Source organism: Kitasatospora sp. NPDC058063 (assembly GCF_042885395.1).
GTDB lineage: Bacteria > Actinomycetota > Actinomycetes > Streptomycetales > Streptomycetaceae > Kitasatospora > Kitasatospora lactacystinica.
In genome coordinates this window covers 81,905-104,255 of sequence record NZ_JBHVSD010000017.1, presented here as the reverse complement: position 1 = coordinate 104,255, position 22,351 = coordinate 81,905, and the positions used below count along the sequence as shown (strand labels likewise).

The window sequence follows — 22,351 nt, the reverse complement described above, 5'->3', positions numbered from 1 at the left end:
CGCCGGGCGAGTTGGCGGCTCATGACCATGTTCGTGACCACTGTCCACTCCGGGCTGTCGGTCCGGTGGTGGGCGACTTTCGAAGATGCTCGTCACCGTGGTTGGAGTACCGCCTCGATCAGGTGTGGTCCGGGCTCGGACAATGAATTGCGAAACTGCGCGCCGAGCTCCTGCGTAGTAGTGGCCCGGGTCGCGGGTACTCCCATTCCGGCGGCCAGTGCCACGAAGTCGAGGTCGGGTTGGGACAGATCGATCAGTTGCCTTGCGGTGCCTGTGGCAGACGCGCCCACCCGCTTCAGTTCGGCGCGCAGAATCGCGTACGAGCGGTTGTTCAACACGACCGTTGTGATGTCTAGTTGCTCGCGGGCATGGGTCCAGAGTGCGGAGAGGGTGTACATCGCGCTGCCATCGGCTTCCAGGCAGATGACCGGTCGCTGCGGGCAGGCGATGGCGGCTCCGGCGGCGAGCGGCAGCCCCTGCCCGATGGACAGGCCGGTCAGGCCGAGATAATCGTGGGCCGGTGCTCCCGCGAGGGCGGCGGGCAGGGTGGCCATGCCGGAGGTTATTGATTCGTCGCAGACGATCGCCTCTTCCGGCAGCAGGGCACCGACTACGTGGGCCCAGTTGTCTACGGTCAGCAGCCCGGCCGATATCACCGATGGATGTGGCGTTGCGAGGACCGGCTGCGCGCCTTCGGCGACCAGTTCGGCGAGACGGGCCAGCGCGGCCGCCACGTCTTCGCCCGGACCGGCCAGACTATGCACTCTGGCACCGGAGGGGGTCAGCCGTCCGTTCCGGCCCGGATAGCCGAAGGAGGTGACGGGTTCTCGCGACCCGGCCAGCACCAGGTGCCGGGTTCCGCGCAGTTGCGCCGCCACATCCTCCTCGCGGTAGCCCAGTCGCCGCAGTTGGGGGATCCCTGCTCCCGAACGCAGTCGAGAAGGCCACGTGGGGCAGAACACCCGCGCGCCGGTGGCCCGCTCGATCCGGCTGGCCGCGCGCACTGCGGGTTCGGCGAGCGCTGGTCCGTCGAGCAGGATCACGACGGGTTCGGCCGACTTCAATGCCTGGGCAACCGAGGCGATCGCCTCATCCGATACGGCGGCGGCACGGGCGGCCGGCAGCGGCGGACCGGGATGGCCGCCGGCGGACCAGGACACGTCGGCCGGTACCACCAGAGTGGCGATCGCCCCTGAGGTCCCGGTCCAGTCCGTTGAATCGGGGTCCGTGCCATGGGGAGTGAGCGTCGCTGCCGCCGCGGCTACGGCATCCGCACCGACCTCGGCCGCCGAGGCGGATCGACGCAGCCAACTCGAGACGGTACCGGCCAGGGAGTCGATGTCCGAGTCCAGCGGTGAATCGAGCTGCTTGTGGCCAGTGGCGTGGTCGCCGACGATGTTGACCACCCGGGTGCCGGCCCGGCGGGCGTTGTGCAGGTTCGCGATCCCGTTGGCGAGCCCCGGCCCCAAGTGCAGCAGGGTGGCCGCCGGTCGGCCGGTCATCCGGCCGTACCCATCGGCAGCGCCGGTGGCGACGCCCTCGAAGAGGCACAGCACGGCGCGCATCTGCGGGAAGGCGTCAAGCGCGGCCACAAAGTGCATCTCCGACGTCCCCGGGTTGGCGAAACACACCTCCACGCCGCTGTCGAGCAGGCTGCGCACAAGCGCTTGGGCGCCGGTCATCTCACCATCGTTCATGGTAAATATCCTTCGCTCTATGGATCGAACGGTGACGCCAAGATCTCCACACGACCGCCCGCAGTACGAGCCCGCAGGTTTCTACGAGCAGGTGCCGCTTCCGGCCCCGCCGCGCTTGCCCGCGTCGAAGCCGATCGCCTGGCCGCCTTGGTGGCTGCGAGCCGACTACGAGTCGAGCACGGCCGCCGTCCGAACCCTGCCGCGAAGTGAGTCGTGCACCCGGTCCCACGTGCCGTCCGCCGCCCGGGCACGGAACCGGCCGTCCTCGGTGATCGGGCAGCTGCCGACTGCGATCAGGCGCGGGCGGCCGGCCAGTGGCGCGATCCGTGGTTTGGTCAGGTAGTCGTTCCACGCGTGGGTGGGGGTCTGGAAGGAGGCCGCGGTCCATGCCTTGCCGAGGGCGACATCAGCGGTGTGGAAGGGCGCGCCGTCGGTGCGGTCGAACGCCTTCAGGTGTCCGCCCGTGTCGGTGATGGCGACGGCGGCCGGGAAACCGATCCCCGTGTGCGCCGCCGCGATGAGCGCGCCGGCGGCGGCCTCGGGGACTGGGCGTCGTTGGTGACGCTGCAGCGACCGGGGCCGGGTCACCGCAGCGGTGAGGCCGGTGTGGGGGTGACGCGGGTGACGACGGTCTTCTCGGGGATCAGAAGCCCGTCGACGATCGGGCCGATCTCGTTCTTCCAGCGGTCGCTGTCGTAGACCGCCGCGCACAGGGCCTCGCTCCGGGCCTCGTCCTCGAACCGACGAATCCAGACGTAGCCGTCCTCGTTCTGGTCATCGATGAAGGAGGCGGTCACATCCATGCCCAGCGAGGCCTGGAACGGGATGACCACGTCCTCCATGTAGCGCACCCACTCCTCGCGGCGGCCCGGCTGAGCCTGGTAACAGCGGAGCTCGTAGTACATCGCTTTACTCCAGAGGGCTTGCTGGGATGGTCAGTTTGTGACGGTCAGGACGAGCTTGCCGCGGGTGCGGCCGGCCTCGCCGCGAGCATGAGCCGAGCCGGCCTGCTCCAGCGGAAAGGTCTCCTCCACCTCGACGGCGACCTCACCGGCGTCGAGTAGCCCGGCGATCGCCGTCAGTGCCGCACCGTCCGGCTCAACCAGGAACGGGGTGACCCGCACCCCGGCCGCCTCGGCGGCCTGCGCAAGCTCCGGGGAGACGCCGGCCGGGATCGCGACCAGCAGGCCGCCGGGACGCAGCACCTTCAGCGACCGGGTGCTGGTGCTGTCGTGGGCGTCGCCCACCAGGTCGATGACGACGTCGACGTCCTTGATGGCGTCCTCGAAGCGCGTGGTGGTGTAGTCGATGCTCTCGTTCGCGCCGATTCCCTTGAGCCAGGGGTGGCGGGCGGCGCTGGCGGTGGCGATCACGTGGGCGCCCAGGTGGCGAGCAAACTGGACCGCGAAGTGGCCGACCCCGCCGGCAGCGGCGGTGACCAGGACGCGCTGGCCGGCGTGCACGTCGGCGGTGTCGACGACGGCTTGCCAGGCGGTCAGCGCCGCCAGCGGCACGGCGGCGGCGTGCACGTGGTCGAGGGTGGCGGGCTTGCGGGCGAACTGCCGGGCCGGCGCGGTCACGTACTCGGAGTAGGCGTTGGCGACGCGCGGGAACCACGGCATGCCGTACACCTCGTCGCCGACTTTCAGCGTGGTCACGCCGAAGCCGACCTCCTCCACCACCCCGGACACGTCCCAGCCCAGGGTGAACGGCGGATCACCCAGCACGCCCGCCATGCCCGCCCCGCCGCGGGTCTTCCAGTCCACCGGGTTGATACCGGCGGCGTGCACCCGCACCAGCACCTCCGTGGGCAGCGCCTCGGGGGGGGGGCACCTCCTGGACCCGAAGCACTTCCGGGCCGCCGAAGGCGTCCTGAACCACCGCGCGCATTGTCATGTTCTGCTTAACCATGGGGCGTTCCCTCTCATCACCTGGTGCGGAGGCATTCTGGCGGCCTCCGTGTTGACGGGAATGAAGCTAGGTCCGGGGGCGTAGTTACCCGCAAGAGGATCTACTTCCATTCGGGAAGCATGCAGATGAGGAGCGCTCCCATGCCCTTGGACTGCCCGACGGGCCGACACAAGCACCACGACGTCTACGCCGCGCAGTGTCCCTGCCGGGCGTTCCTGGATCTGCTGGCCAACAAGTGGACCACGCTGGCCGTCGGCGCGCTGGAGGAAGGTCCCCAGCGTTTCGGCGCGCTGCATCGCCGGCTCCAGGGCGTCAGTCCCAAGACGCTGACCCAGACCCTGCGCCGCTTGGAGGACTTCGGCCTGGTCGACCGCACCGTCTACCCGGAGGTCCCCCTTCACGTCGTGTACGAGCTCACCGCCCTCGGGAAGAGCGCCGCCATCCCGCTGAACCTTCTGCGGACCTGGGTGGAGGAGAACATCGACTCGACCGGTGTCGCCGACATCGAGCCGGGTCAGTGAACGGCGGGACGCTCGCTTGCACTTCCATCGAAAACGTATCCATCGCTCTCGGCAGGACAACGGCTTCTTATCCCAGTACTCGCCCGAGGAAGCCGCGCAGGTAGCCGGCGACGACGTCCAGGTGGCTCTCCAGGAGGAAGTGGCCGCCGTCGATCAGGTGCACCTCCGCGTCCTTGGCGTCGCGGGTGAAGGCCTGTGCGCCGGCCGGGCCGAAGATCTCGTCGTTGCGGCCCCACACGGCGAGCACCGGGACGCCGCTGGTGCGCAGGAACTCGTGCAGCGGCGGGTAGAGGGGCCGGTTGTTCCGGTAGTCGCGGAACAGTGCCAGCTGTATCTCGTCGTTGCCCTCGCGGGAGACGAGGGCGGCGTCGTGCTCCCAGGTGTCCGGGCTGACCAGGCTCGGGTCGGGCACGCCGTGCACGTACTGCCAGCGGATGGCGTCGATGCCGAGCGCGGCGCGGACGGCGGGTTCGGTGTCGGGGCCGGGGTTCGCCCCGTAGGCCCAGAGGTCATTCCAGAACGAGTCGACGAACCCGTCCTCGTAGCCGTTGCCGTTCTGGGTGACGACGGCGGTGATCCGTTCGGGATGCGCGAGCGCGAGGCGCCAGCCGATGGGGGCGCCGTAGTCCTGGACGTAGAGGGCGTAGCGGTCCACGCCCAGCTGGTCGAGCAGTCCGGAGGTGAGTGCGGCGAGGGCGTCGAAGGTGTAGGTGAACTCCTCGGCGGAAGGGGCGTCCGAGTGGCCGAAGCCGAGGTGGTCCGGGGCGATGACGTGGTAGCGGTCGGCCAGCAGCGGGATGAGCTCGCGGAACATGAACGAGCTGGTCGGGTAGCCGTGCAGCAGCAAGATTGCGGGGGCGTCGGCGGGACCGGCTTCGCGGTAGAAGATCTCGTGCCCGTCGACGGTGGCGGTCCGATGGTGCACCGAGTGCATGTGTAACCCCTTTGTTCATTTGATCCGGTTAGGTGTTCATCATGCAAGCGCCAGGTGGGCTAACCTGTCAAATGACTTGATCCGGTTAGAAGGAGGATGGCATCCGATGGACGCGCTACTGGACCTGCTCAACAGCAGGCCGCTGGTCGAGGGCGAGGAGCGGGACGCCCTCGGCGACCCGGCCGCAGGCAGGCGCTGGGCGCGGGAGCACGGCGGCGATGGCAGCTCCGTGGAACTCGCGCTGCTGCGCGAGACGCGGGACGTCCTGCAGGACGTCGTGTGCGGGCGGCGCCCGCACACCGCGCTGGCCCCGCTGCTCGAAGGGGTCCACCAGATTCCGGAGATCACTTCGGACGGCCTCCAGTGGACCGTCAAGACTCCTTCGCACGCCCGGCTGGCCGTGGAGGCAGTCCTAGCCTGGGCCGCCACCGAGGAGCGGATGCCCGGCCGGCTGCGTCCCTGCGCGAACGGCGAGTGCCGGCTGTTCCTGCTCGACCGCAGCCGCGCCAACCGGGCCCGCTGGTGTTCGATGGCGGTCTGCGGCAACCGCGAGAAGGCACGCCGCCACTACGAGCGCACCCGCTGACCCACGTCGGGGTTCCGGCGGGAACCGGACGGGACGTCGGATTTTCTGTCAGGTCCTCCAGGGTAGGACCGGCCGCGGCTGTCGTGAGTCGCCGCGGATCCCGGAGAGCGGCAGGGGGGACGTTCCCAGGGCGGTCCCCGGGGCGGGTCCGGCAACAGCAGCACACTCACCCACTCGGCCGGCGAAGCCCGCGACCTGGACAAGGAACTCGACCAGGACAACATCTTCCCCGGGATCCAGTCACCCGCCGTGGACGGCCAGACCCCGGACTCCGTTCCGGGCTTCCACATCGAAGCGGACCACTTCGCCTGGTTCCAGCACGCCCTCGCCCGCACCGGAGCGGCGGGCCTGACAGCCTTCGCCGGCGACGCGGCTGCCACGGTTCCGTACCTCACCGGCCGGCAGGGCCGCAAGCGGTACGAAGGCATCTCGCACGCCGCGATCGGAAGCGTCCAAGACGCGGACCACGAACTCCTTGGCATCCCGTTCGTCGGCACCGACCACGTCCTGCGCCTCAACCGCACCCGGGTGGAGGCCTTCTCGGGCGTGGCCGAGGACCTTTTCGAGCACCTCGTCGAGCGCCGCCTCGCCCACTATCGCGAGGAGGCCCACGCCCGCCGTTCCTCGTGGCCGACCGCGACCTGGGACGACGACTCGGACGGCCCCGTCTCCATCCACCCGGACGGATCCGTCCTCGCCCTGCGCGTGCTCCCGGAACGGGACTGCCGGCGGTGCAGCGGACCTGCCTGATCCGAACCCCTGCTTTTCGGAACCGCGCGGGCCTGTCGAGGCAGAGGCCCGCGCGGCGGGCGCCGCTCCCAGGCCCGATACCGTTTGTAGGCGTGTTAACTTCTCGGATCATGAAGGCGGAACCGGGCTGATGGTCGCCGTCCTGAGCGCGACGGTATCTCCTTGGAGGCCCGCTCAGCCGGGTAGCCGACGGCGGCGAGTTCGCCGGCCACCTCCATGTGGGGGCGGGTGATGCGCGCTCGAAGGTGCCCGGGCGGCGTGTGCGGAGTCCCAGGGCGCGACAATGCCGGTTGCCTGGCCCTACAGTCAGGGCACCACGAAGGCGACACTATGTTTCGCCCGGGTGACCGCCACGTACAGCTTCTCGCGGCTGCCGGCTTCAGCAGGGTTGCGAGTCCGCAAGTATTTGATCATGGGCTTGGTAGGGAAGAGCAGGATGCGTTCGAAGGTGCTTCCCTTCGACAACCCGATGTTCATCGCGGCCAGCCCGAGCGTGTTGGCGCGCTTGTCGTAGCGCAGTACCGTCGGTGAGTACCGGCGGGCATACTCGTGTACTTCGTGGGGCTTGATCTCGAAGACCCCGTCGTGGTCGGTGGTCTCGGTGTTCTTTGAGACCGTCGGTTCGAGCTCGGGGAACAGGCCGTCGGCGAAGTCGCAGATCAGCTGGTTGCAGCGGTAGCTCTCGGAGCGTGTCTCCAGGGTGCAGTAGTCGGCCCGTTTCCTCAGCCAATCGACTATGCCGCCGCCCTTGTACGCCCTGTTCTTGGCCGAGTTGTTGGTCGCATAGGTGAACTGCCGGGGGTCGCCCACCAGGGTGATGCCGATAGGCGACCGGAACAGCAGGTCCAGTAGTTCGAGGTCGTGGCCGACAAGGTCCTGGATCTCGTCGATGTAGATGTGATCGAACATGGCCGCGAGGCGTGCTACGACCTTGCCGCGGGTGGCGGTGTTCGCTCGGACGGCGAAGTCCGAAAGGCCGTCACGGAACATGTCGTGGTGGCGGTCCATGTAGAACTGCTGCGCTTTGGCCCGCGGTGCGTACCTGGGGCGGGCCGCCACGAAGTCCAGTCCGCGGATCAGTCCCACTTCGTCGAGGACGGCTGCCTGGTAGGGCCGGGCGCACTCGTTGAGCAGGAAGGTGAACCAGCCCATTGCGGTGACGTGGACGGGCAGAGTGCCTGCCGCGGTGCTGAGTCGCTCGGTGATCTGGCCCAGGTTCTCGGTGGTGTATGTCGTCACCAGGACGCGCTTCGTCCGGTCTGCCAGGACGCTGTCCACGATCTGCTGGGTCTTGCGCGATCCGGCGGCCGCGATCACTGCGAGGTTGTCAGGCGACGGCGTCACGGATGTACTCCGGCATGGTGATGGTTTCGCCGTCGAAGATGGCCAGGGCCACCGTCGTCTTCTTGTTCTTCATGTAGTCCAGCAGCTCCTGCGAGCTGCTGAAGGTCGTCCCGAGCACTCGGTTCAGCAGGACGAGGTTGTTGGCGTTGAGGAGTTGCGGTTCCAATGTCTTGAAAGCCTTGTCCTCGCCGACACAGATCTTGATGTTCGGTTTGCTCGTGTACGCGGCGTACTTCCCCCGCACGGCGGCCGCGTCCTTGCCGTCGTTGTCGGTCACCACCGCCACCTGGTTCCGGGGTAGGAGCGTGGCGATGTCCAGGAACCGCTTGAACGACAGACCCCGGATGTTGATGACGTCGACGCCGTCCTCGCTCGGCAGGCAGCCGTGCCGGTCCAGGTAGGCGCGCTGGACCACCAATTCGTCGGACGGCCCCTCCACCAGGATCGACCGGCGGGCGAGGACCACGCGCAGGGTGTCGTAGCCGGAGAGCTTCCTGAAGTAGTCCCGGGTGTCTGAGGACAGCTGGTCGAGCCGGAACCCGCCGTCGGCCGTCAGTAGGACCAGGTTGTCCAGGCCCAGTTTGTTCAGGACGAACGAGCTGTGGGTCGTGATGAAGACCTGCTTGCCGGCGCACTTGTCGCCGATCTTCTTCACCAGCCTGCCGAGGTTCGGGAAGGACAGGTGGTTCTCCGGCTCCTCGACGAGCAGGATGTGGGCGTCAGTGACCTGTTTGTTGAGTGCGAGCAGGATCTTCAGTGTGCTCTGCTCGCCCTTGCCCACGTACTGGAACGGCAATTCGTCCAGGTGCGGGACCAGACTGTTCTCCCAACTGGCCCTGTGCGACAGGTCGATGCCGAGAGTCAGCTCCCGATCGCTGACCTCCCGCGGAGCGCCCCGCAGCTCCTCGTTGATCTTGCGGATCGCGTCGTCGTTGGTGAACTCCTGCTGCAGGTTGCGGTACGCCCGGGTGAGGCCGACCCGCTGACCGGCTTCCAGGTTCTGGCTGATGATGCGGTTGAGGTAGTAGTCGACGCCGCTCTGGAGTTGGATGTTCGAAGCATCGATCAAGGACGCGGTGGCCGGCACGCTGCGGAAGGTGATGCCGTTTCCTGAGAACCCCAGCCAGTCCACCCGGTAGTACTCGGTGGGAATCAGTTGCACTTGGCTGGGGTCCTTGATGAACTCCTCGTACTCCGGGGCGAAGTCGGGGTTCAGGTAGGCCCGGATGCGGACCCCGGCATGGTCAGCCTTGCGCAGGTTGTTCGTGCCTCGGAGCGCTGCGGACTCGGGTGTGTCCGCGAGGAAGAGGTCGATGATGATCTCCGGTGGCCGGGCATCGACGGCGCCGTTCCGGAGCGCGTGGAGGTAGTCCTTCACTGCCCCCTGGTGGAACAGGAAGGGCGACAGTTCCTGCGAGAAGACCCGGCCTCGGAGTCGACCGGTCAGAGCGAGCCCGATGGCTTCCAGGATCGTTGACTTACCAGCGTCGTTGTCGCCCACGAGGATGTTCACCGTGGGATCGAACCCGAGCTCGAAGCTGCGAAATGCCCGGAAGTTGCGGATCGAGATACCGGTAAGCAAGCAGGCACCCCTCGCCCTTGATTGACGCAGACATGCTCGAAACTCGTGCAGGCCTGCAGAATCGTCCAAGCATGCCGCATCGTCAATCTGCTCGTATGAGTTTCGTTCGGAATTTCTTATCGCCTTTTTGTTCGAATAACTTATTGGTGCCCCTGTTGGCACCAGGGCATGGCGACTACCCGTTGGCACAGCCTCGTGCAGAGGCTGGTCCCACAAGACCGGATCGGGCAGAGCGTAGATCCGTCCATGAGTCTCATCCCGGTCGGCCTGCAGCGGCTGCTCCCGATCCCGATGGGATTGAGGAGCAGCAGGAGGTCGAAGGCGGTCGCCGCTCTACGGCCTACCGAGCCCGTCGATCTCGCGGCGACGAGGAGCAGGAGCCGGACGACGCGCGACGCTGGATTGGCTTCTCTTCGGAGCGAGCGTGCCGGGGTACCACGGACGCGCTCCGTTGTGGTGCGGTTCGCCCGGAACACGCGCTCGCGGGGCCGGTGTCCGTGCTCCCGGATATGCTCACCGGTCGAGACTGATAGGGGAGTTACGTGCGCGACTCTGTGCTGACTGCTGACGTTCCGCTCGGCCCGTTCGACGGCCACCTCGTCCCTGTCTTCGCGGCGAAGGGCAAAGCCTCCAAGCTGCACGCACACCTGCGATGCCCCCGGCTTCGCGCGGACGGAGCGGCGGCCTCCGAAGCGCCGCTGAACGCCGCGACCATCGCCCGGATGTGCTCCGCCTGCGCACATCACGGGGACTGGAACCGTCCGGACAGCGGCGTCGGACTCTTCCTGCGCGCGCTCGGCGGCTACCACGGGCTGCTCTCCCAACTGCAGGAGTACACGGAGGCGGATCCGGACGACGAGGTGACGCAGGAGGAAGCAGAAGGCGCCGCGGAGGTTCTGCGCGCCGAACCGGCTTCCGAGGAGGACGAGACCTACGACGAGGACAGCAATGCCCGCGACGACGCGGAGCGCCTCCGGGATCTGGTCCTGTCCAGGTGGCGTGACGCCGCGGACAGCCTTCACCTTGCCGAGAGCGTCGTCGCGAGGTTTCCCTGGCTCGCCGACTGGGCTCGGCCGAAGGTGGCACTGAAGGAGGAGTACCTCCAGGCGCTGCGCGAACGAGCGGGACTGTTCGTCGATGCGGCCGCACTGGTGGAAGCAGCAGCGGCCGCGAGCCTGGAAATGCCGGAACTCCCCACGGATGACGATGCGTTCAGCGCCATCGGCGACCGCAAGGAGATCGCCGGCCGGCTGCGATCGATGTGGTCGCGCTGGCAGGGGACAGCGGCGGACGCATGGGGACTGCCGGGCGACCACCTGGTCACGTATCAGGCCATCGGGGGAATTAATTCACGGCGCAAGGGGTACGGCGAAGCCTGCCGTGCGGCAGGCCGGCTGCTGGCTTCCTGGGAGGAGGAGGCACGCCGGGTCGCCCATATCTCGGACCCGGGCGTGATGATGACGCTGACCGCACACCTGCAGGAACCCCGGGATGAGAACCCCTATTCACAGCAGGGAGAGCGGACGCTGCTGGGCGGCCTCGACAACTGGACGATCGGCGTCCTGCTCACCTTCCTGACCAGCGCCGACTGGGGCCAGCGCAGGCTCACTCTCCGCGCACCCCAGCTGGTCGTCGACCAACTCCTGGCCCGCACCGCGCTCGTGCGGTGCGCGCCCGAGCCTCCCGGCGCCCCGACGGCTGCCGACGAAGCGAGTGCCCTGGGCCCGGGGGTGTTCGACGACAGCCCGGTGCACCGGCGCCGCCCCCTCACCGCGGAGCACCTGCGGCTGCTCAGCACCGCGCCCCGCGCCGAGGACCAGCTGTACACCGTGTTCTCCACTGACGCCGGAACGGAGGTCCTGCCCTTCAAGGAACTGGAGCGGCGTGCGGCCCGTGGCTGGCAAGGCGTCCTCGTCGCCAGCTCCGCCGACCTGCCCGCGGCACTGATCGAGCCCTGGTCCCAGGCGATCGGCCATCCGCCCCAGGAGCCCTCCGCCATGTGGCGGGAACGGATGCGCGAGGCCGACGATCCGCTGTTCGGCGAGCGGCTGGGCCTGGCCGTCGGCGCCGAGCACGCCGCCTGGCTCGTCTTCGGCGACAAACCCTGGGCGCGGGAGTCCAACCTGAGGCTGCTCGCGGTGGCCCGCGGCGTGCCCGACCTGCGCAGTCTGGACTCCGGAAATGACCGGGCCGGGCGTTCGCGCAGCCTTCCCAGCGCGGTGTGGCACGGACTCCTGGCCCACAGCCAGGACTTGGACCTCGAACCGTTCGAAGCACCCGACGACAGCACCTGGAGGCGCAGCGGGAGCGGTATCCCGTTGGGGGTCCTCGCGCAGGCCGAGGTCTACGCGGTCAACGCCGACCCCCGCTACCAGGGCAAGGGGCACTCGCCGTTCTGCTCCCATGTCCGCGAACGCGGTGTCATCGCAGATGACGACCTGCTCACCATCGCCGACCTGCTCGGTGACACGAAGTTCGACTGGTGCAGCAAATGTGGCGGCTATGCGATTCGTCGCCTGACGGACACCCAGCTCGCCCACTACCGTGCCGCCCACCGGCTCCACGACATCGCGCGGCAGCTGAACCCCGACTGGGGCGGGTACGATCCGGGCCGCCTCGGCCAGCTGGTGGAGCAGCTCCTGGAACTCGAGAAATGGGACCCCGCCGACGACGACCGCTCCTACAGCGAGGACTCTCGCCGGTGGCACCAGATCGTCCGGAAGCTGCTGCTCCGAGCCCGGCCCGCCCAAGCTGGCTAGCCCTGCACCCACCCTCGACCGACTGCCGCCCCAAGGCGTCCTGGCGATGCTGGCCTGCTTGCCTACGCCTGGAGTTTGGCGAGTTCGGCTGCGATGGTGTCGACTTCGGTGGCGAAGATACGGAGATCCGAGGCGAACTTCCGAACGCGGTCGGCATCGCGCAGGTAGCTGCTGTTCATGCCGGTATCGCCGAGGTCGATCCAGACACACGGGCCGCCGTCCTCGGGGTCGGCGAGGATGCCGGCCTTGAGAGCTGCGTGCTCGATGCCACCGCCGGGACAGTCGTTCTCCGGGAGAAGGACGCTGGGCTCCTCCGTTTTGGTGCGCACGGTCTCTGATGTGGCGGCGGTCGGCATTATGCAGTCTCCAGTATTCGAGGGTGGCGCGGGAGGGCAGCTGCCCTCCCGGGGGCGCTGGTCCGGTGCTGCTGCACCGGACCAGCGGGCGCCGTCCGCGGCTACCGCTATGCGGCGAGCGGCAGGTCGTCGTCGCCGCGGGGGAGGGCTCGGAGCCGGTTCGGTTCGGCCTGGTCGAGGGCTCGGGCGAGGGCATTGACGGCCTGATTGGCGGAGTCCTTGAAGAGGTGGCCGTAGAGGTTGATGGTGGTGGCCAGGGTGGAGTGGCGCAGGGTCTTGGAGACGTGCCCTTGCCGAGAACCTCATCCGCCCTGGTGAGAGTCGGTGAGAGGTGATTCACCGGAGGTCGACCGCGTTGCCGAGTCGGCGCTCTGGCGAGATTGGCGATTACTCCGGCATGATGATCAGCCGTGCTGCTGCGACTGGCCTATCTGGGTGTGACGAACGCGCTCGCGATTCTGCGACTGCTGCCGATGAGCGACCGCGAGAAGGACGTGGAGATCCTCGCGCTGCGCCATCAGATCACCGTACTGGAGCGGCAGCTGAGCGGGCAGCGCATACGGTTCCACGCGGTGGACCGGGCCTTTCTGGGAGCTCTGCTGCACCGGATGCCGACGCACGCGCTGCGCCGGATGCGCTTGCTGGTACGGCCGGACACCATTCTTCGATGGCACCGCGACCTGGTCGCCCGCCGTCACGCTGCCCGGTCCCGTCCGAAGCGCGGCGGCCGACCGCGTACCCTGCGCTCGGTCCGCGCCTTGGTTCTGCGCCTGGCCGCAGAGAATCCGGGATGGGGGTACCGCCGCCTACACGGTGAACTGCTCGTCCTCGGCGTCAAGGTGGCCGCATCCACGGTTTGGGAGATCCTCAAGGAGGTCGGCATCCCGCCGTCACCCGAGCGCACCTCCACCACCTGGGCCAACTTCCTGCGCTCCCAGGCCGACGCCCTCCTGGCGTGTGACTTCTTCGAGACGATCCCCCTGTCCGGGGCACGCTTGTACGTCTTCGCGGTGATCGAGCACGCCAACCGGCGGATCCGGGTCCTGGGCGCGACCGCGCATCCAACCACGTCCTGGGTGACGCAGACGGCGAAGAACCTGGTCATGGACCTCGAGGACGCCGGCTGCCGGGTCCGCTACATGATCCGGGACCGGGACGGGAAGTTCCCCGACCTCTTCGACGCCGTCCTGCAGGACGCGGGCATCGAGGTCGTGCTCAGCGGCGTCCGGATCCCGAGAATGAACTCCATCATGGAAAGGTGGGTGCAGACCTGCCGGCGAGAACTGCTGGATCGCACCCTGATCTGGGACCAGCGCCACCTCATGCAGGCTCTACGCGAGTTCGAGAGGTTCTACAACCAGCACCGGCCGCACCAGGGCATCGCGAACGCCCGGCCCCTCCGCGCCCTTCCCGCACCGATCGACAACCCAGAGCAGATCGCCCACCTCGACATACGAAGGCGCGACCGACTCGGCGGCCTACTCCACGAGTACCAACATGCCGCTTGACCAGGCCGGATGAGGTTTTCGGCAAGGGCAGCGCTGCCCACCTTCGGGAACGCGAAGCAGATCCGTGCAGGCGGCGAGTTGCCTTCGCTGATCCAGGTCAGGGCGGTGGTGCCGGAGACGTCACGCGATCAAGGAGCCCTGTCGGAACCAATTCGGCAGGGCTCCTTGGAATATTTGCTGCTACAGCATGGGTGATGGGAAATTGCCACAATTAATAAAGTGACCCCTTTGCCCATGACCCCCAAGGGGGGGATTTGGCGTATTTGATTACACCAAAAGGTTGAATTGAATTAATTTCTGATTCGACCCTCCAGTCTCTGATGAACGCTCGGAGTTTTTGGCGCGATTCGCTGACTTACTCTCCTCGAGTCTGTCTCTTGAGTGCCGCGACCATCCGGCTGGCAGTCTGTCGTGTCCATTGGGTCGCCCATCGCGACGTCGATGTCTCGCGCAGGAGGTCGATGTGATCTTCGCGGGGCTGCCTTTCGGTCAGCCAGTGAGTCGCACGTTCGGCCCAGTGCTGATTTCGAGTTCGCAAGCCTAGGGCAATGATGTCGTCGATTGGCACCTTGGCGGCAAGGTAGTCCGCAGACAGTCCATGCAGATGGGCCGCCTCGCGTAGGCGCTCCCAGAAAACGGTCTCGCCCAACTCCAGGACCGTGAGCCATGGCTGAGGAAGTGCCATGTCTGCATTCGAGAGAACAATGTTTCCCTGTGTCCGCCCGAGGATCCACTGGCTCTCTCGGTCGATGCCAAGCCAGATGCCAGAGTCACTGATTTTGATCAGCGGTAGCCACTCGAAGCTTCTATCGTTGTGCTTTGTGGAAATCCAGTGCGCATTGCTGACTCGACCAAGCTCGGCTTGGAATTCCTGAGCCATGTAGTACCTCCCGTAGCGAGATGGGGAATCGGCGGGCGACGCGGCACCGTGCCGCGCCGCCCGCTCCTTCAGATTTAATTTACCCACCCCATGGCGTGTGTGTCACATCAAGGCCATTCCCCTGCATGAAATTGACGAATTGCGATCGTATTTCTGGGGTCCATTGGTGGCCATAATGCCCGGACCACTCGTCAGTGAGGAATTCACCATTTGGGCCGCGCTGTATTCGCCCTCCAACGATGGTGTCAGGGCTTCCGCCGATTGCCCCACGCAAGCCATCGTGTCCGGCAATCCCCTGGTTGGCGCCGGTTGCAAACCGGCCTGTAGTGGGGTCGAATACGAAGTCCCGTGCCTCGGATGGGAAGAAGCCGTTCTTGAGCGCGTTGATCGACTTGACGCGATCACTCACCTCAATCACGCCGGATACTGGGCCGCTGCCCTTCATTAGATCGCCACTACATTTGCCGTTGCAAGCGAGCATGCGCGCGGCTGTGGTGACTCCTGCGCCAGCGAGGGCAGTGCTTCCTGCGGCGGCTTCACCCGACGCTACATCAGCGATGGCCGCGCTGCAGGCAATGATCGCTGCGAGGCAGGTTGGGGCTGCCGTGGCGGCTACAGGAGCGGCGACAATCGCGAGGCTGACGATCGCGATCGCACCGACAAGGATCTTCTGCCAGGTCTCCAGCGGGCCTCTGTCGATCTTCATGTAGGTCGACGGGTAGTTCGGGTTGCCCTTGGGTTCGTCTCGGTGGCAGCCGGGCCCTTCCCACGATCCCATGGCGTAGTAGCAATGGTTGTCAGGCTTCGGTGGCTTCGGTCGTGCGGTCCTGTCTTGGGCGATGACGGATCGAGAGGGGTCCTTGAAGTTGATGTACTGGGTGGTGGTGATGATCTCTGTGTCTGTCACCTGTCCGGCAATATTGGCGTATACCCAGTTGCCAGGGCCACCGCCCCAGATATCGACGCTGCCGTCGACATTGCGACAGTCGCCGTCACACTTGCCTGGTGGACGCAGCCCGCTTGGGTCGCTGAGGTTGACCGGGTTGTTGTTGCTGTAGGCGTAGGCGTTCCACTGTTGTGGGCTGGTCTGGTCGAGGATGGGATCGGGACTGATGAAGCGGCCGGTGGTGGGTTGGTACTGGCGGGCACCGAGGTTGGTGAGGTTGGTGGTGTCGTCCTTGCTGCCGCCGACGTAGCCCTTGGTACCGAGCCAGGTTCCGGGTGGAGGCTGGTTGCCGCGGGGGTTGCCGAAGGGGTCGCTGGTGCGGCGGGTGGTGGCGGAGGTGGCCAGGTCGATGCTGGTTGTGCCGGTGCCGTGGTGATCGGTGGCCTGGACGACGAAGGTTCCGGGTGCGGTGCCGGCGCCTTGGCGGACGATGGTGAGGCCTCCGGGTATGGGGTAGTAGCGGATGCCGCTCTGGCTCTTGGTCGCCGTGTTGACGGTGAGTTCGTCGGTGCCGAGGGTGATGGTGTTCCGGCCGGGGTTTCGGCGGATGAGTTGGTTGCCGTCGGCGTCGTAGAGGTAGGTGGTGGTGGTGTTGGGGACGCTCCACGTCTGCCCGGCCGGGACGGTGCTCGCGCAGGTGCCGAGGGCCAGGGCGGTGTTGATGGTGGTGACGTCGCCGGAGACGGCGAGGCAGAGGTTGGACACGGGGTTGTGGATGGTGCCGTCGGGGCGGGTGTTCCAGGTCTGTGCGGCGGAGTTGTCGCAGGCCTGGAGCTGGACGGCTGAGCCCGTGGTGGTGCCCATGGCCTGGACGCACTTGTCGAGGACCACGAGCTTGCTGTTGGCGACGGTGTAGAGCTGGCTGCCGCTGTTGTTGCAGGTGTTGATCTGCAGGTTGGTGCCGGTGGCGTTGCTGCCGCCGGCGGTGGCGATGCACGTGCCGCCGTTGCCGGTGATCTGGGCGGGGGCGGTGTAGGAGGCGAGCTTGCCTTCGCTGTTCCAGGTCAGTGCGGAGGTGCCGGTGCCGGGGACGCCGGCGCGGATGGCGGTGGTGTTGCCGGCCGCGTCGTACTGGGTGGCGCCGGAGGCGGTCGTGGTGGCGCCGGTCTTGACGGTGGCGCCGAGCAGGGCGTGGGCGCCGCCGGTGCCGCCACCGGTGTTGGCTGCGGTGGTCGGTGTGTTGACGGTTCCGGGGGCCGGGAACTGCTGGGTGGTGGTGACGTCCTTGGCGGGGTCACCGTACTGGTCGTGCTGGATGAGGGAGGTGCGGTTGCCCGTCAGGTCGTGGGTGTACTCCTGCCAGTAGGGGGTGCCGGCGCCGACGGTGGTCTTGGCAGGGGCGATAGCGCCGCTGGTGGGTGTGGTGTTGGTGCAGGCGCCCTGGTCGAGGGTCTTGTGCTGGAGCGGGTCGGGGGTGGTGATGCCGCCGGTGTCGGTCCAGGCGGTGATGAGGCGGCCGAGGTAGTCGTAGGTGAAGCACTGACGGTCGGTCGCGCTCGGGTTGTTGTCGGGGATGTCGGTGATCGAGGTGATCGCGCCGGCGGGGTTGTAGGTGTAGTTGGTCTGCTGGACCGCGCCGAGGGTGGAGGTCTGCTTGTCGAGGAACTGGCCGCGGACGCGGCCGGTGGCCTGGTCGTAGTCGCTGGTGGCGACGACCTGGCTGCCCCACGGGTTCACGGTCGAGCGCAGGGGCCTGCCGTAGGCGTCGTACTCGCTCTGGACGTCGTACGTGGTGGCACCGGCGTAGGAGAACATCTGGCCGTAGTCGTTGTACGAGAACGCCAGTCTGTCCTGGGGGAGACCGCCGGTGGCGGGCAGAGTGACCTGCTTGGGCTTGCCGGTGATCTGGTCGTAGGTGGTTGCGGTGGTGTAGGTGTACGTGCCGGAGTCCAGAGCGGCTTCGGTGCCGGGGATGGTCAGGGCGGTGCCCGTCGGGCGGTAGCCGTTGTCGTAGCCGGTGACGGCGGTGGTGTAGGCCTGGCCGCCGCCGTTGTTGCCGCCGATGTAGCGGGTGGAGGAGGAGGGCTTGCCCTTCATCACCGTGTCGAAGGTCCACCCGGCGAGCTGGGTGGCAGGGGTGGCCGTTCCCTGGTAGAGGCCGGTCTTCCGTCCGAGCAGGTCGTAGGTGTAGGTGAGGACCTGGCCCTTGGCGTCGGTAGAAGTCGACACGCGGGAGGCACTGTCGTACGTGCGGCTCGTCGTTCCAGTGTCCGGGTCAGTGGCGCTGGTCTGGCGCCCGCGCAGGTCGTAGGCGTAGGTCCAGGTGTTGCCCGCGGCGTCGGTCATGCCGGCGATCTGGCCTGCCGGTGTGTAGGTGCGTCGGGTGACGGCGGCGTCGGAGGCCTGTCCGGTGGCAGTGGTGGTGCGGTACTGCCACGCCTCGGTGGTGCGGCCGCGGGCGTCCGTCAGGATGGTGCTGGGCCAGGCACCTGGTGGAGGAACGATGTCGGTGCGGCCGGCGTCGGGGTAGGCGGTGGTGGTCTGGTTCTGCAGGACGCCCAGTGACCAGAACGCCGAGGCGACCGTCCGGCCGAGGCCGTCGAAGGTCAGGCGCGTTTGTGCTGGGATGTCGCTGCCCGGGGCGCTGACCAGCGTCGTCGAGGGGCCGGAAGCCTGGTTGTACCAGGGCGCACTGGACGCCCAGGCCCGGCCCTGGGAGTCGTACTGGGTGTCGGTGATGAGCCGGCCGGTGTAGCCGGGGCCGGCCGGTGTGGACTGGGTCTGGCGGGGACGGGCGAAGCCGTCCGACAGGGTGATCTCCCGTGCGTAGACGGGGGGATCGCTGTCGAAGGTGAGGGTGGACGTCGTGGTGGTCGAGGGGACGCCGGTGGTGTTGGAGACGTTGTAGCTGAACGTCAGGTTGGCGTTCGGATTAAGTGCCGGGGTGCGGCCGGGCGACCAGACCGCGGTCAGTCGGCCGAGGGCGTCGTAGGTCTCGGTGGCCGTCTTGCCGTTGGCGTCCTTGACCGTCAGCGGTAGGGATCGCCGGCTGTCGAAGCTGGTGACGGTGTCCCAGGTGCCGTTGGCAGCGCCCGGGATCGACGTGGATACGGTGACGATGGTGGGGAGTTCGCCGGCTGAGGGAGCCGCGTAGGACGTTGTGTTCGTGGCACCGTTCGGGTGCTGGGCGTCGGTGCTGTTCGGGTCGGTGATCGAGACGGTCCTGCCGTATGTGTCGAACGCTGCGGCGCTGACGGCGTTGAACACGGGTGCGCCGGTGCTGTCGTAGCGGTCGAGTACCTGCTTGGCCGTTTGGTCGGCCGTCGCGTCGGCTTGTTGGTAGGGCTTGCCGTCGTAGAAGATCCGTTGCCGGGAGACGGTGTTGCTCCCCGTGGCAGTGGTGGTGCAGGCAGCGTCTCCGGAGACAGTCAGGGTTTCGGCGATCTGATCGATGCGCTGAGGGTCTGGTCCGGTGGCGTAGGCGGTGCGGGTGCACAGGTCGGGCAGGCCGTCGGCCTGGTCGAGTGAGGTGATCGGTCGGTTGCCGTGGTTTTCGTCGCCGGTGATTGTTTTAGTGATGGCCCGCCAGGTGCCATCGGCCTTGCGAGTACGGCTGGTCGTGCTGCTGACTGTGGCCGGGTAGCGGGCGACGAGATCCGGAAGCCCGCTGCCGCGGGGCTGGGTCGCCGTAGTCGACTCCCGGCTCGGGCTATTGACTGTCTGAACCATCGTCTTGCCGGTTGTCAGATCAACTGTTTCGGTCTGCAGAATCTGCCCGGAGAGCCAGTCGACGTCGGTGACGCTGCGGCCGAGGGCGTCGGTGAGAGGGGGGACGGTGCGCTGGGTGCCGTTCTTGCGGATGTCGCCGTCCATGCCCGCCCGGTAGGTGGTGACGGTCCGGGTCTTGGGGCCGTCGTTGCCGCTGCCGACCGTCGCCGTCACCGTGGCGAACCCGCGGAAGTCGTTCCAGGTACGGGCCTTGGGGTCGGTGAACTGGCTGTCGTCACGGTGCCAGGCCGCAGGACCGTAGTCGTAGCTGGTGGATTTCGCGGGTGAGCCGGTGGCGAAGTCGTTCTCGGCGAGCGTGCGGACGGTGTAGTGGTTGAACCAGTCGAGGACCGGATCGGCGCCCGCGACGGAGCCGGGCACGGTCCAGCGCACCGGGAAGCAGGCGCGGGTGTTGTCGTCCTCGGCCGTCGGCATGACGTGGTTGACGCGGGAGCAGTCGCGGTCGTTGTAGTCGACGGTGAGCACGCCGCCGGTCTCGTTGCGGATCTGCTGGATGCGCGGCCGATTCATCCGCGGGGGTGCCGGTACGAGGTCCGATCCGTCGACCCGGTTCGCCAGCATGACCGCCGTGAACGACACCGCGGGCGTGCTGACGTTCGGCGTGGCGGTCTTGCCGGTGCGCTGAACGGAGTCGAGCCACAGGACGCGCTGGCTGAGGGCGTCTTTAGGGTCGCTGGTGACGTCCATGGGATCGAGGAAGGAGTGCTTCAGGTCGTAGGAGTCGACGTCCTGCCAGGCGTTGTTGACCCGCACCTGGGTTGCGATCGAGGTCAGCCGCTTGGTGGTGAAGTACGTCGGACTCGGAACCGTGCACGTGCCGGTGTCCTTGCACTCCTGGTCCACCGGTACGTCCGGCCAGTTGTTCTTGTTCGCTACCGTGCGGTTCGCCGGGTCGCAGACGGACCCGGTGGCGAGGCAGCGCTCGGCGGTGGTGAAGGTGATCCGGGCTGCGGGCTGGAGTGTGCCCTTCGCCGCGACCTGGTCGGCGAGGCGCTGGCCGTAGTCGATGCGCGCGAGCGTGTTCGCCCGGGTGTACGGCGTCAGTGTTCCGTTGCCGTTGCTCTGGCCTGCACCGCGGGAGTAGTAGTTCTTCTCCGGTGCCCAGGTGTAGGTGATCAGGTTCCCGTGGGCGTCCACGACGTAGTCGAGGGACAGGCGCTGCCACATCTGGCACCAGGAGGCCTTGCCCTTGGCGGCGTCGTAGCACGGGTCGCCGCTGTTGGGGGCGTAGACCGGCACGGTGGAGGCGGACTGGGTGGCAGGGTCGCTCCTGTCGCCTCCAGGCAGGTGGTTGAGCCCAAAGTAGTACACCGTTCCGGAGATGTCGGTGACCTTGGCATATGCACCGTTGTAGGTGCTGTTGCCGCTACCAGGATCCGCACCGAACTCGATTCGGGTACCGTCGTCGTTCTTCAGCCGCCACACGCCGGTGGCCTCGTCGGACTTGGCGGCCGTGTTCGATACGCGCACCAGCGGCCCGGCGTGCGATCCGAGGGACAGGGTGGCGTTGAAGCCGCCCCAGCACAGGTCGCCGGAGTTGGTGATGCCGTCCTTGTCGCACGGGGTGTAACTGCGCTCGATGAAGCCCGGGTTGAAGTCCCAGCCGTCACCGATCCAGGACGCCTGGGAGTTGGTGGCCGACGTCTTCCCATCCACCGACGACGAGTTGTACCCGAGAGAGACCAGTGGTGCGGCGCCGCCGAGTGCCGGCGGGACCTCGATGTTGTAGTTGTAGGTGAGCGAGCCGGAGGAGTTTCCCGCCGCCCAGTTTGAGGAGCTCGACAGGCTGGTGGCCTGGTAGGTCCCTCCGCCGCCGGAAGCGCCCGTTTCCGCACCGAGAAGGACAGCTCCGGTGCCGGCGGCTGTCGTCGAGGTGCTGGAGAGTGCGGCCTTGACCGCTCTGCCGTCCGCCGGGGATGTCTGCGTGCCGGTATGGTCCGCAGGAAGTGAGAGGTCGGCGACCAGGCGCTTCGACGCGGCGTCGTAGGTGGTGGCGACCGAGGTGCGGACCAGGCAGGACGGCTCCTGCGGTGTGGTCAGCGCGCAGGCCGGCATGGTGACCAGGCGGCCGCGGGAGGCGAAGTCGCCAGCCGTTCCGCTCGCCGAATCCAGTGCCGCGACATCGACGGCGACCTTCACCGCCTTCTGCGCGTCGCCGTCTCCGGAGGGGGGCGTGCCGACTGCAGGCGTGGCGGCGCTGAGGGAGAGCAGGAGGCCGTTCACCTGGGCGGCGTCCGCGGTTTTCGTATCGGCCTGCACGACCGTGACCGCGTCCCCAGCAGGGCCCTGTGCGGGTGAGCTGACCCAGACCGGGAGCGTCCCGGCGCGCGAGGGCGTGGCCGTCAGGTCCGCGGTCGCGCTCTTCTGCTCGACGGGGGTCCGGGCGGGCGCGGTGTTCGAGGCCGCGGGTACGGGGTAGCGCGGCGCGGTCTCGGACGGTTTCGGTGCCGCCTCGGCTCTGACCGACGGGGTCCGCGGCAGCGGGGTGTTGGGCGGTGACCACACCCGGGAGAAGTCGGGCTCCGCGGCGATGGCCTGGGAGACGACAGGTCCCAGCAGGGACGAGGTCAGGGCCAGCACCACGGTGCAGGCTATGCGCCTGCTTACCGGCGGTGACCCGTTTCTTCTGCGAATTTGCATCGACCGTCCTTTAGCTGACTGTGGGTTAACTAAGACTCGGCAAAGGGCGGGTGGATTCTATGGGAGGGGTGGAAAGTTGATCTCTTCGTATCAAGAACACAGTGCGTGACATGTATCACCCCGCGATGGATGGGGGTGTCTATGCCAGTCAATGCGGATATTTCGGAAAGAAAAGCATTGACGACCCGTCCGATTCGCTGAGACCGTC

The 22,351-nt window shown here is 67.4% G+C and carries 13 protein-coding genes and 3 pseudogenes; 5 read left to right on the top strand and 11 right to left on the bottom strand.

What is annotated here, in order from left to right; translation table 11 throughout:
- Nucleotides 1–92 precede the first annotated feature (92 nt).
- From ACFVUY_RS27215 to ACFVUY_RS27195, 5 genes and pseudogenes are all read right to left on the bottom strand, one after another.
- Entirely contained in the window at nt 93–1,697 is a 1,605-nt protein-coding gene (locus tag ACFVUY_RS27215) for an acetolactate synthase large subunit (RefSeq protein WP_387734139.1), read from the bottom strand.
- 49 nt (nt 1,698–1,746) lie between these two features.
- Nucleotides 1,747–1,952: pseudogene (locus tag ACFVUY_RS27210) on the bottom strand (IS5/IS1182 family transposase); the annotation flags it as partial.
- 12 nt (nt 1,953–1,964) lie between these two features.
- A pseudogene (locus tag ACFVUY_RS27205) lies at nt 1,965–2,285 on the bottom strand (heme-binding protein); the annotation flags it as partial.
- Nucleotides 2,282–2,602: an NIPSNAP family protein gene (locus ACFVUY_RS27200; RefSeq protein ID WP_387734137.1), complete on the bottom strand. Its 321-nt coding sequence runs from the start codon at nt 2,600–2,602 to the stop codon at nt 2,282–2,284. The gene ACFVUY_RS27200 and the pseudogene ACFVUY_RS27205, both read right to left, overlap by 4 nt.
- Before the next feature lie 30 nt (nt 2,603–2,632).
- Nucleotides 2,633–3,587 (bottom strand): annotated as a pseudogene (locus ACFVUY_RS27195) (NADP-dependent oxidoreductase).
- 161 nt (nt 3,588–3,748) lie between these two features.
- On the opposite strand from ACFVUY_RS27195, the gene ACFVUY_RS27190 reads away from it, so the two are divergent.
- Entirely contained in the window at nt 3,749–4,129 is a 381-nt protein-coding gene (locus ACFVUY_RS27190; protein ID WP_387734135.1) for a winged helix-turn-helix transcriptional regulator, read from the top strand.
- 67 nt (nt 4,130–4,196) lie between these two features.
- Here ACFVUY_RS27190 and ACFVUY_RS27185 read toward each other — a convergent pair whose 3' ends face one another.
- Nucleotides 4,197–5,063: an alpha/beta fold hydrolase gene (locus ACFVUY_RS27185; protein ID WP_387734133.1), complete on the bottom strand. Its 867-nt coding sequence runs from the start codon at nt 5,061–5,063 to the stop codon at nt 4,197–4,199.
- 106 nt (nt 5,064–5,169) lie between these two features.
- On the opposite strand from ACFVUY_RS27185, the gene ACFVUY_RS27180 reads away from it, so the two are divergent.
- Together ACFVUY_RS27180 and ACFVUY_RS27175 are read left to right on the top strand one after the other, a co-directional pair.
- Entirely contained in the window at nt 5,170–5,649 is a 480-nt protein-coding gene (locus ACFVUY_RS27180; protein ID WP_387734130.1) for a CGNR zinc finger domain-containing protein, read from the top strand.
- 249 nt (nt 5,650–5,898) lie between these two features.
- On the top strand, nt 5,899–6,399 hold the full coding sequence (locus ACFVUY_RS27175; RefSeq protein WP_387734128.1) for a hypothetical protein: 501 nt from the start codon (nt 5,899–5,901) through the stop codon (nt 6,397–6,399).
- A 306-nt stretch (nt 6,400–6,705) separates the two neighbouring features.
- On the opposite strand, the gene ACFVUY_RS27170 is transcribed toward ACFVUY_RS27175, so the two are convergent.
- Together ACFVUY_RS27170 and ACFVUY_RS27165 are read right to left on the bottom strand one after the other, a co-directional pair.
- A complete protein-coding gene (locus ACFVUY_RS27170; RefSeq protein WP_387734126.1) occupies nt 6,706–7,743 on the bottom strand; it encodes a UvrD-helicase domain-containing protein in 1,038 nt (345 codons plus the stop codon).
- Entirely contained in the window at nt 7,727–9,325 is a 1,599-nt protein-coding gene (locus tag ACFVUY_RS27165) for an ATP-dependent endonuclease (protein WP_387734124.1), read from the bottom strand. The genes ACFVUY_RS27170 and ACFVUY_RS27165 overlap by 17 nt, the downstream gene beginning before the upstream one ends.
- A 542-nt stretch (nt 9,326–9,867) precedes the next feature.
- Here ACFVUY_RS27165 and ACFVUY_RS27160 point away from each other — a divergent pair.
- Nucleotides 9,868–12,084 (top strand): hypothetical protein, encoded by a 2,217-nt coding sequence (locus tag ACFVUY_RS27160; protein ID WP_387734122.1) that lies wholly within the window; start codon nt 9,868–9,870, stop codon nt 12,082–12,084.
- A 62-nt stretch (nt 12,085–12,146) separates the two neighbouring features.
- Here the strand turns inward: ACFVUY_RS27160 and ACFVUY_RS27155 are convergent, their stop codons facing one another.
- The gene (locus ACFVUY_RS27155) at nt 12,147–12,440 is read right to left on the bottom strand and encodes a hypothetical protein (protein ID WP_387734119.1); all 294 of its coding nucleotides are present in this window, start codon (nt 12,438–12,440) and stop codon (nt 12,147–12,149) included.
- Nucleotides 12,441–12,850: 410 nt separating this feature from the next.
- Between ACFVUY_RS27155 and ACFVUY_RS27150 the strand changes: the two genes are divergently transcribed.
- Complete coding sequence (locus ACFVUY_RS27150) at nt 12,851–13,948, top strand: integrase core domain-containing protein (RefSeq protein ID WP_387734117.1); 1,098 nt, start codon at nt 12,851–12,853, stop codon at nt 13,946–13,948.
- Between the two features lie 355 nt (nt 13,949–14,303).
- Here the strand turns inward: ACFVUY_RS27150 and ACFVUY_RS27145 are convergent, their stop codons facing one another.
- Entirely contained in the window at nt 14,304–14,828 is a 525-nt protein-coding gene (locus tag ACFVUY_RS27145) for a hypothetical protein (RefSeq protein WP_387734115.1), read from the bottom strand.
- A gap of 79 nt (nt 14,829–14,907) precedes the next feature.
- Entirely contained in the window at nt 14,908–22,083 is a 7,176-nt protein-coding gene (locus ACFVUY_RS27140; protein WP_387734113.1) for a polymorphic toxin type 43 domain-containing protein, read from the bottom strand.
- Nucleotides 22,084–22,351: the final 268 nt, after the last annotated feature.

Bases quoted from the DNA above. Each gene is read 5' to 3' on its own strand.
- ACFVUY_RS27190 (WP_387734135.1), top strand. From the start codon at position 3,749: ATGCCCTTGGACTGCCCGACGGGCCGACACAAGCACCACGACGTCTAC.
- ACFVUY_RS27185 (WP_387734133.1), bottom strand. From the start codon at position 5,063: ATGCACTCGGTGCACCATCGGACCGCCACCGTCGACGGGCACGAGATC.
- ACFVUY_RS27200 (WP_387734137.1), bottom strand. From the start codon at position 2,602: ATGTACTACGAGCTCCGCTGTTACCAGGCTCAGCCGGGCCGCCGCGAG.
- ACFVUY_RS27155 (WP_387734119.1), bottom strand. From the start codon at position 12,440: ATGCCGACCGCCGCCACATCAGAGACCGTGCGCACCAAAACGGAGGAG.
- ACFVUY_RS27180 (WP_387734130.1), top strand. From the start codon at position 5,170: ATGGACGCGCTACTGGACCTGCTCAACAGCAGGCCGCTGGTCGAGGGC.
- ACFVUY_RS27145 (WP_387734115.1), bottom strand. From the start codon at position 14,828: ATGGCTCAGGAATTCCAAGCCGAGCTTGGTCGAGTCAGCAATGCGCAC.
- ACFVUY_RS27215 (WP_387734139.1), bottom strand. From the start codon at position 1,697: ATGAACGATGGTGAGATGACCGGCGCCCAAGCGCTTGTGCGCAGCCTG.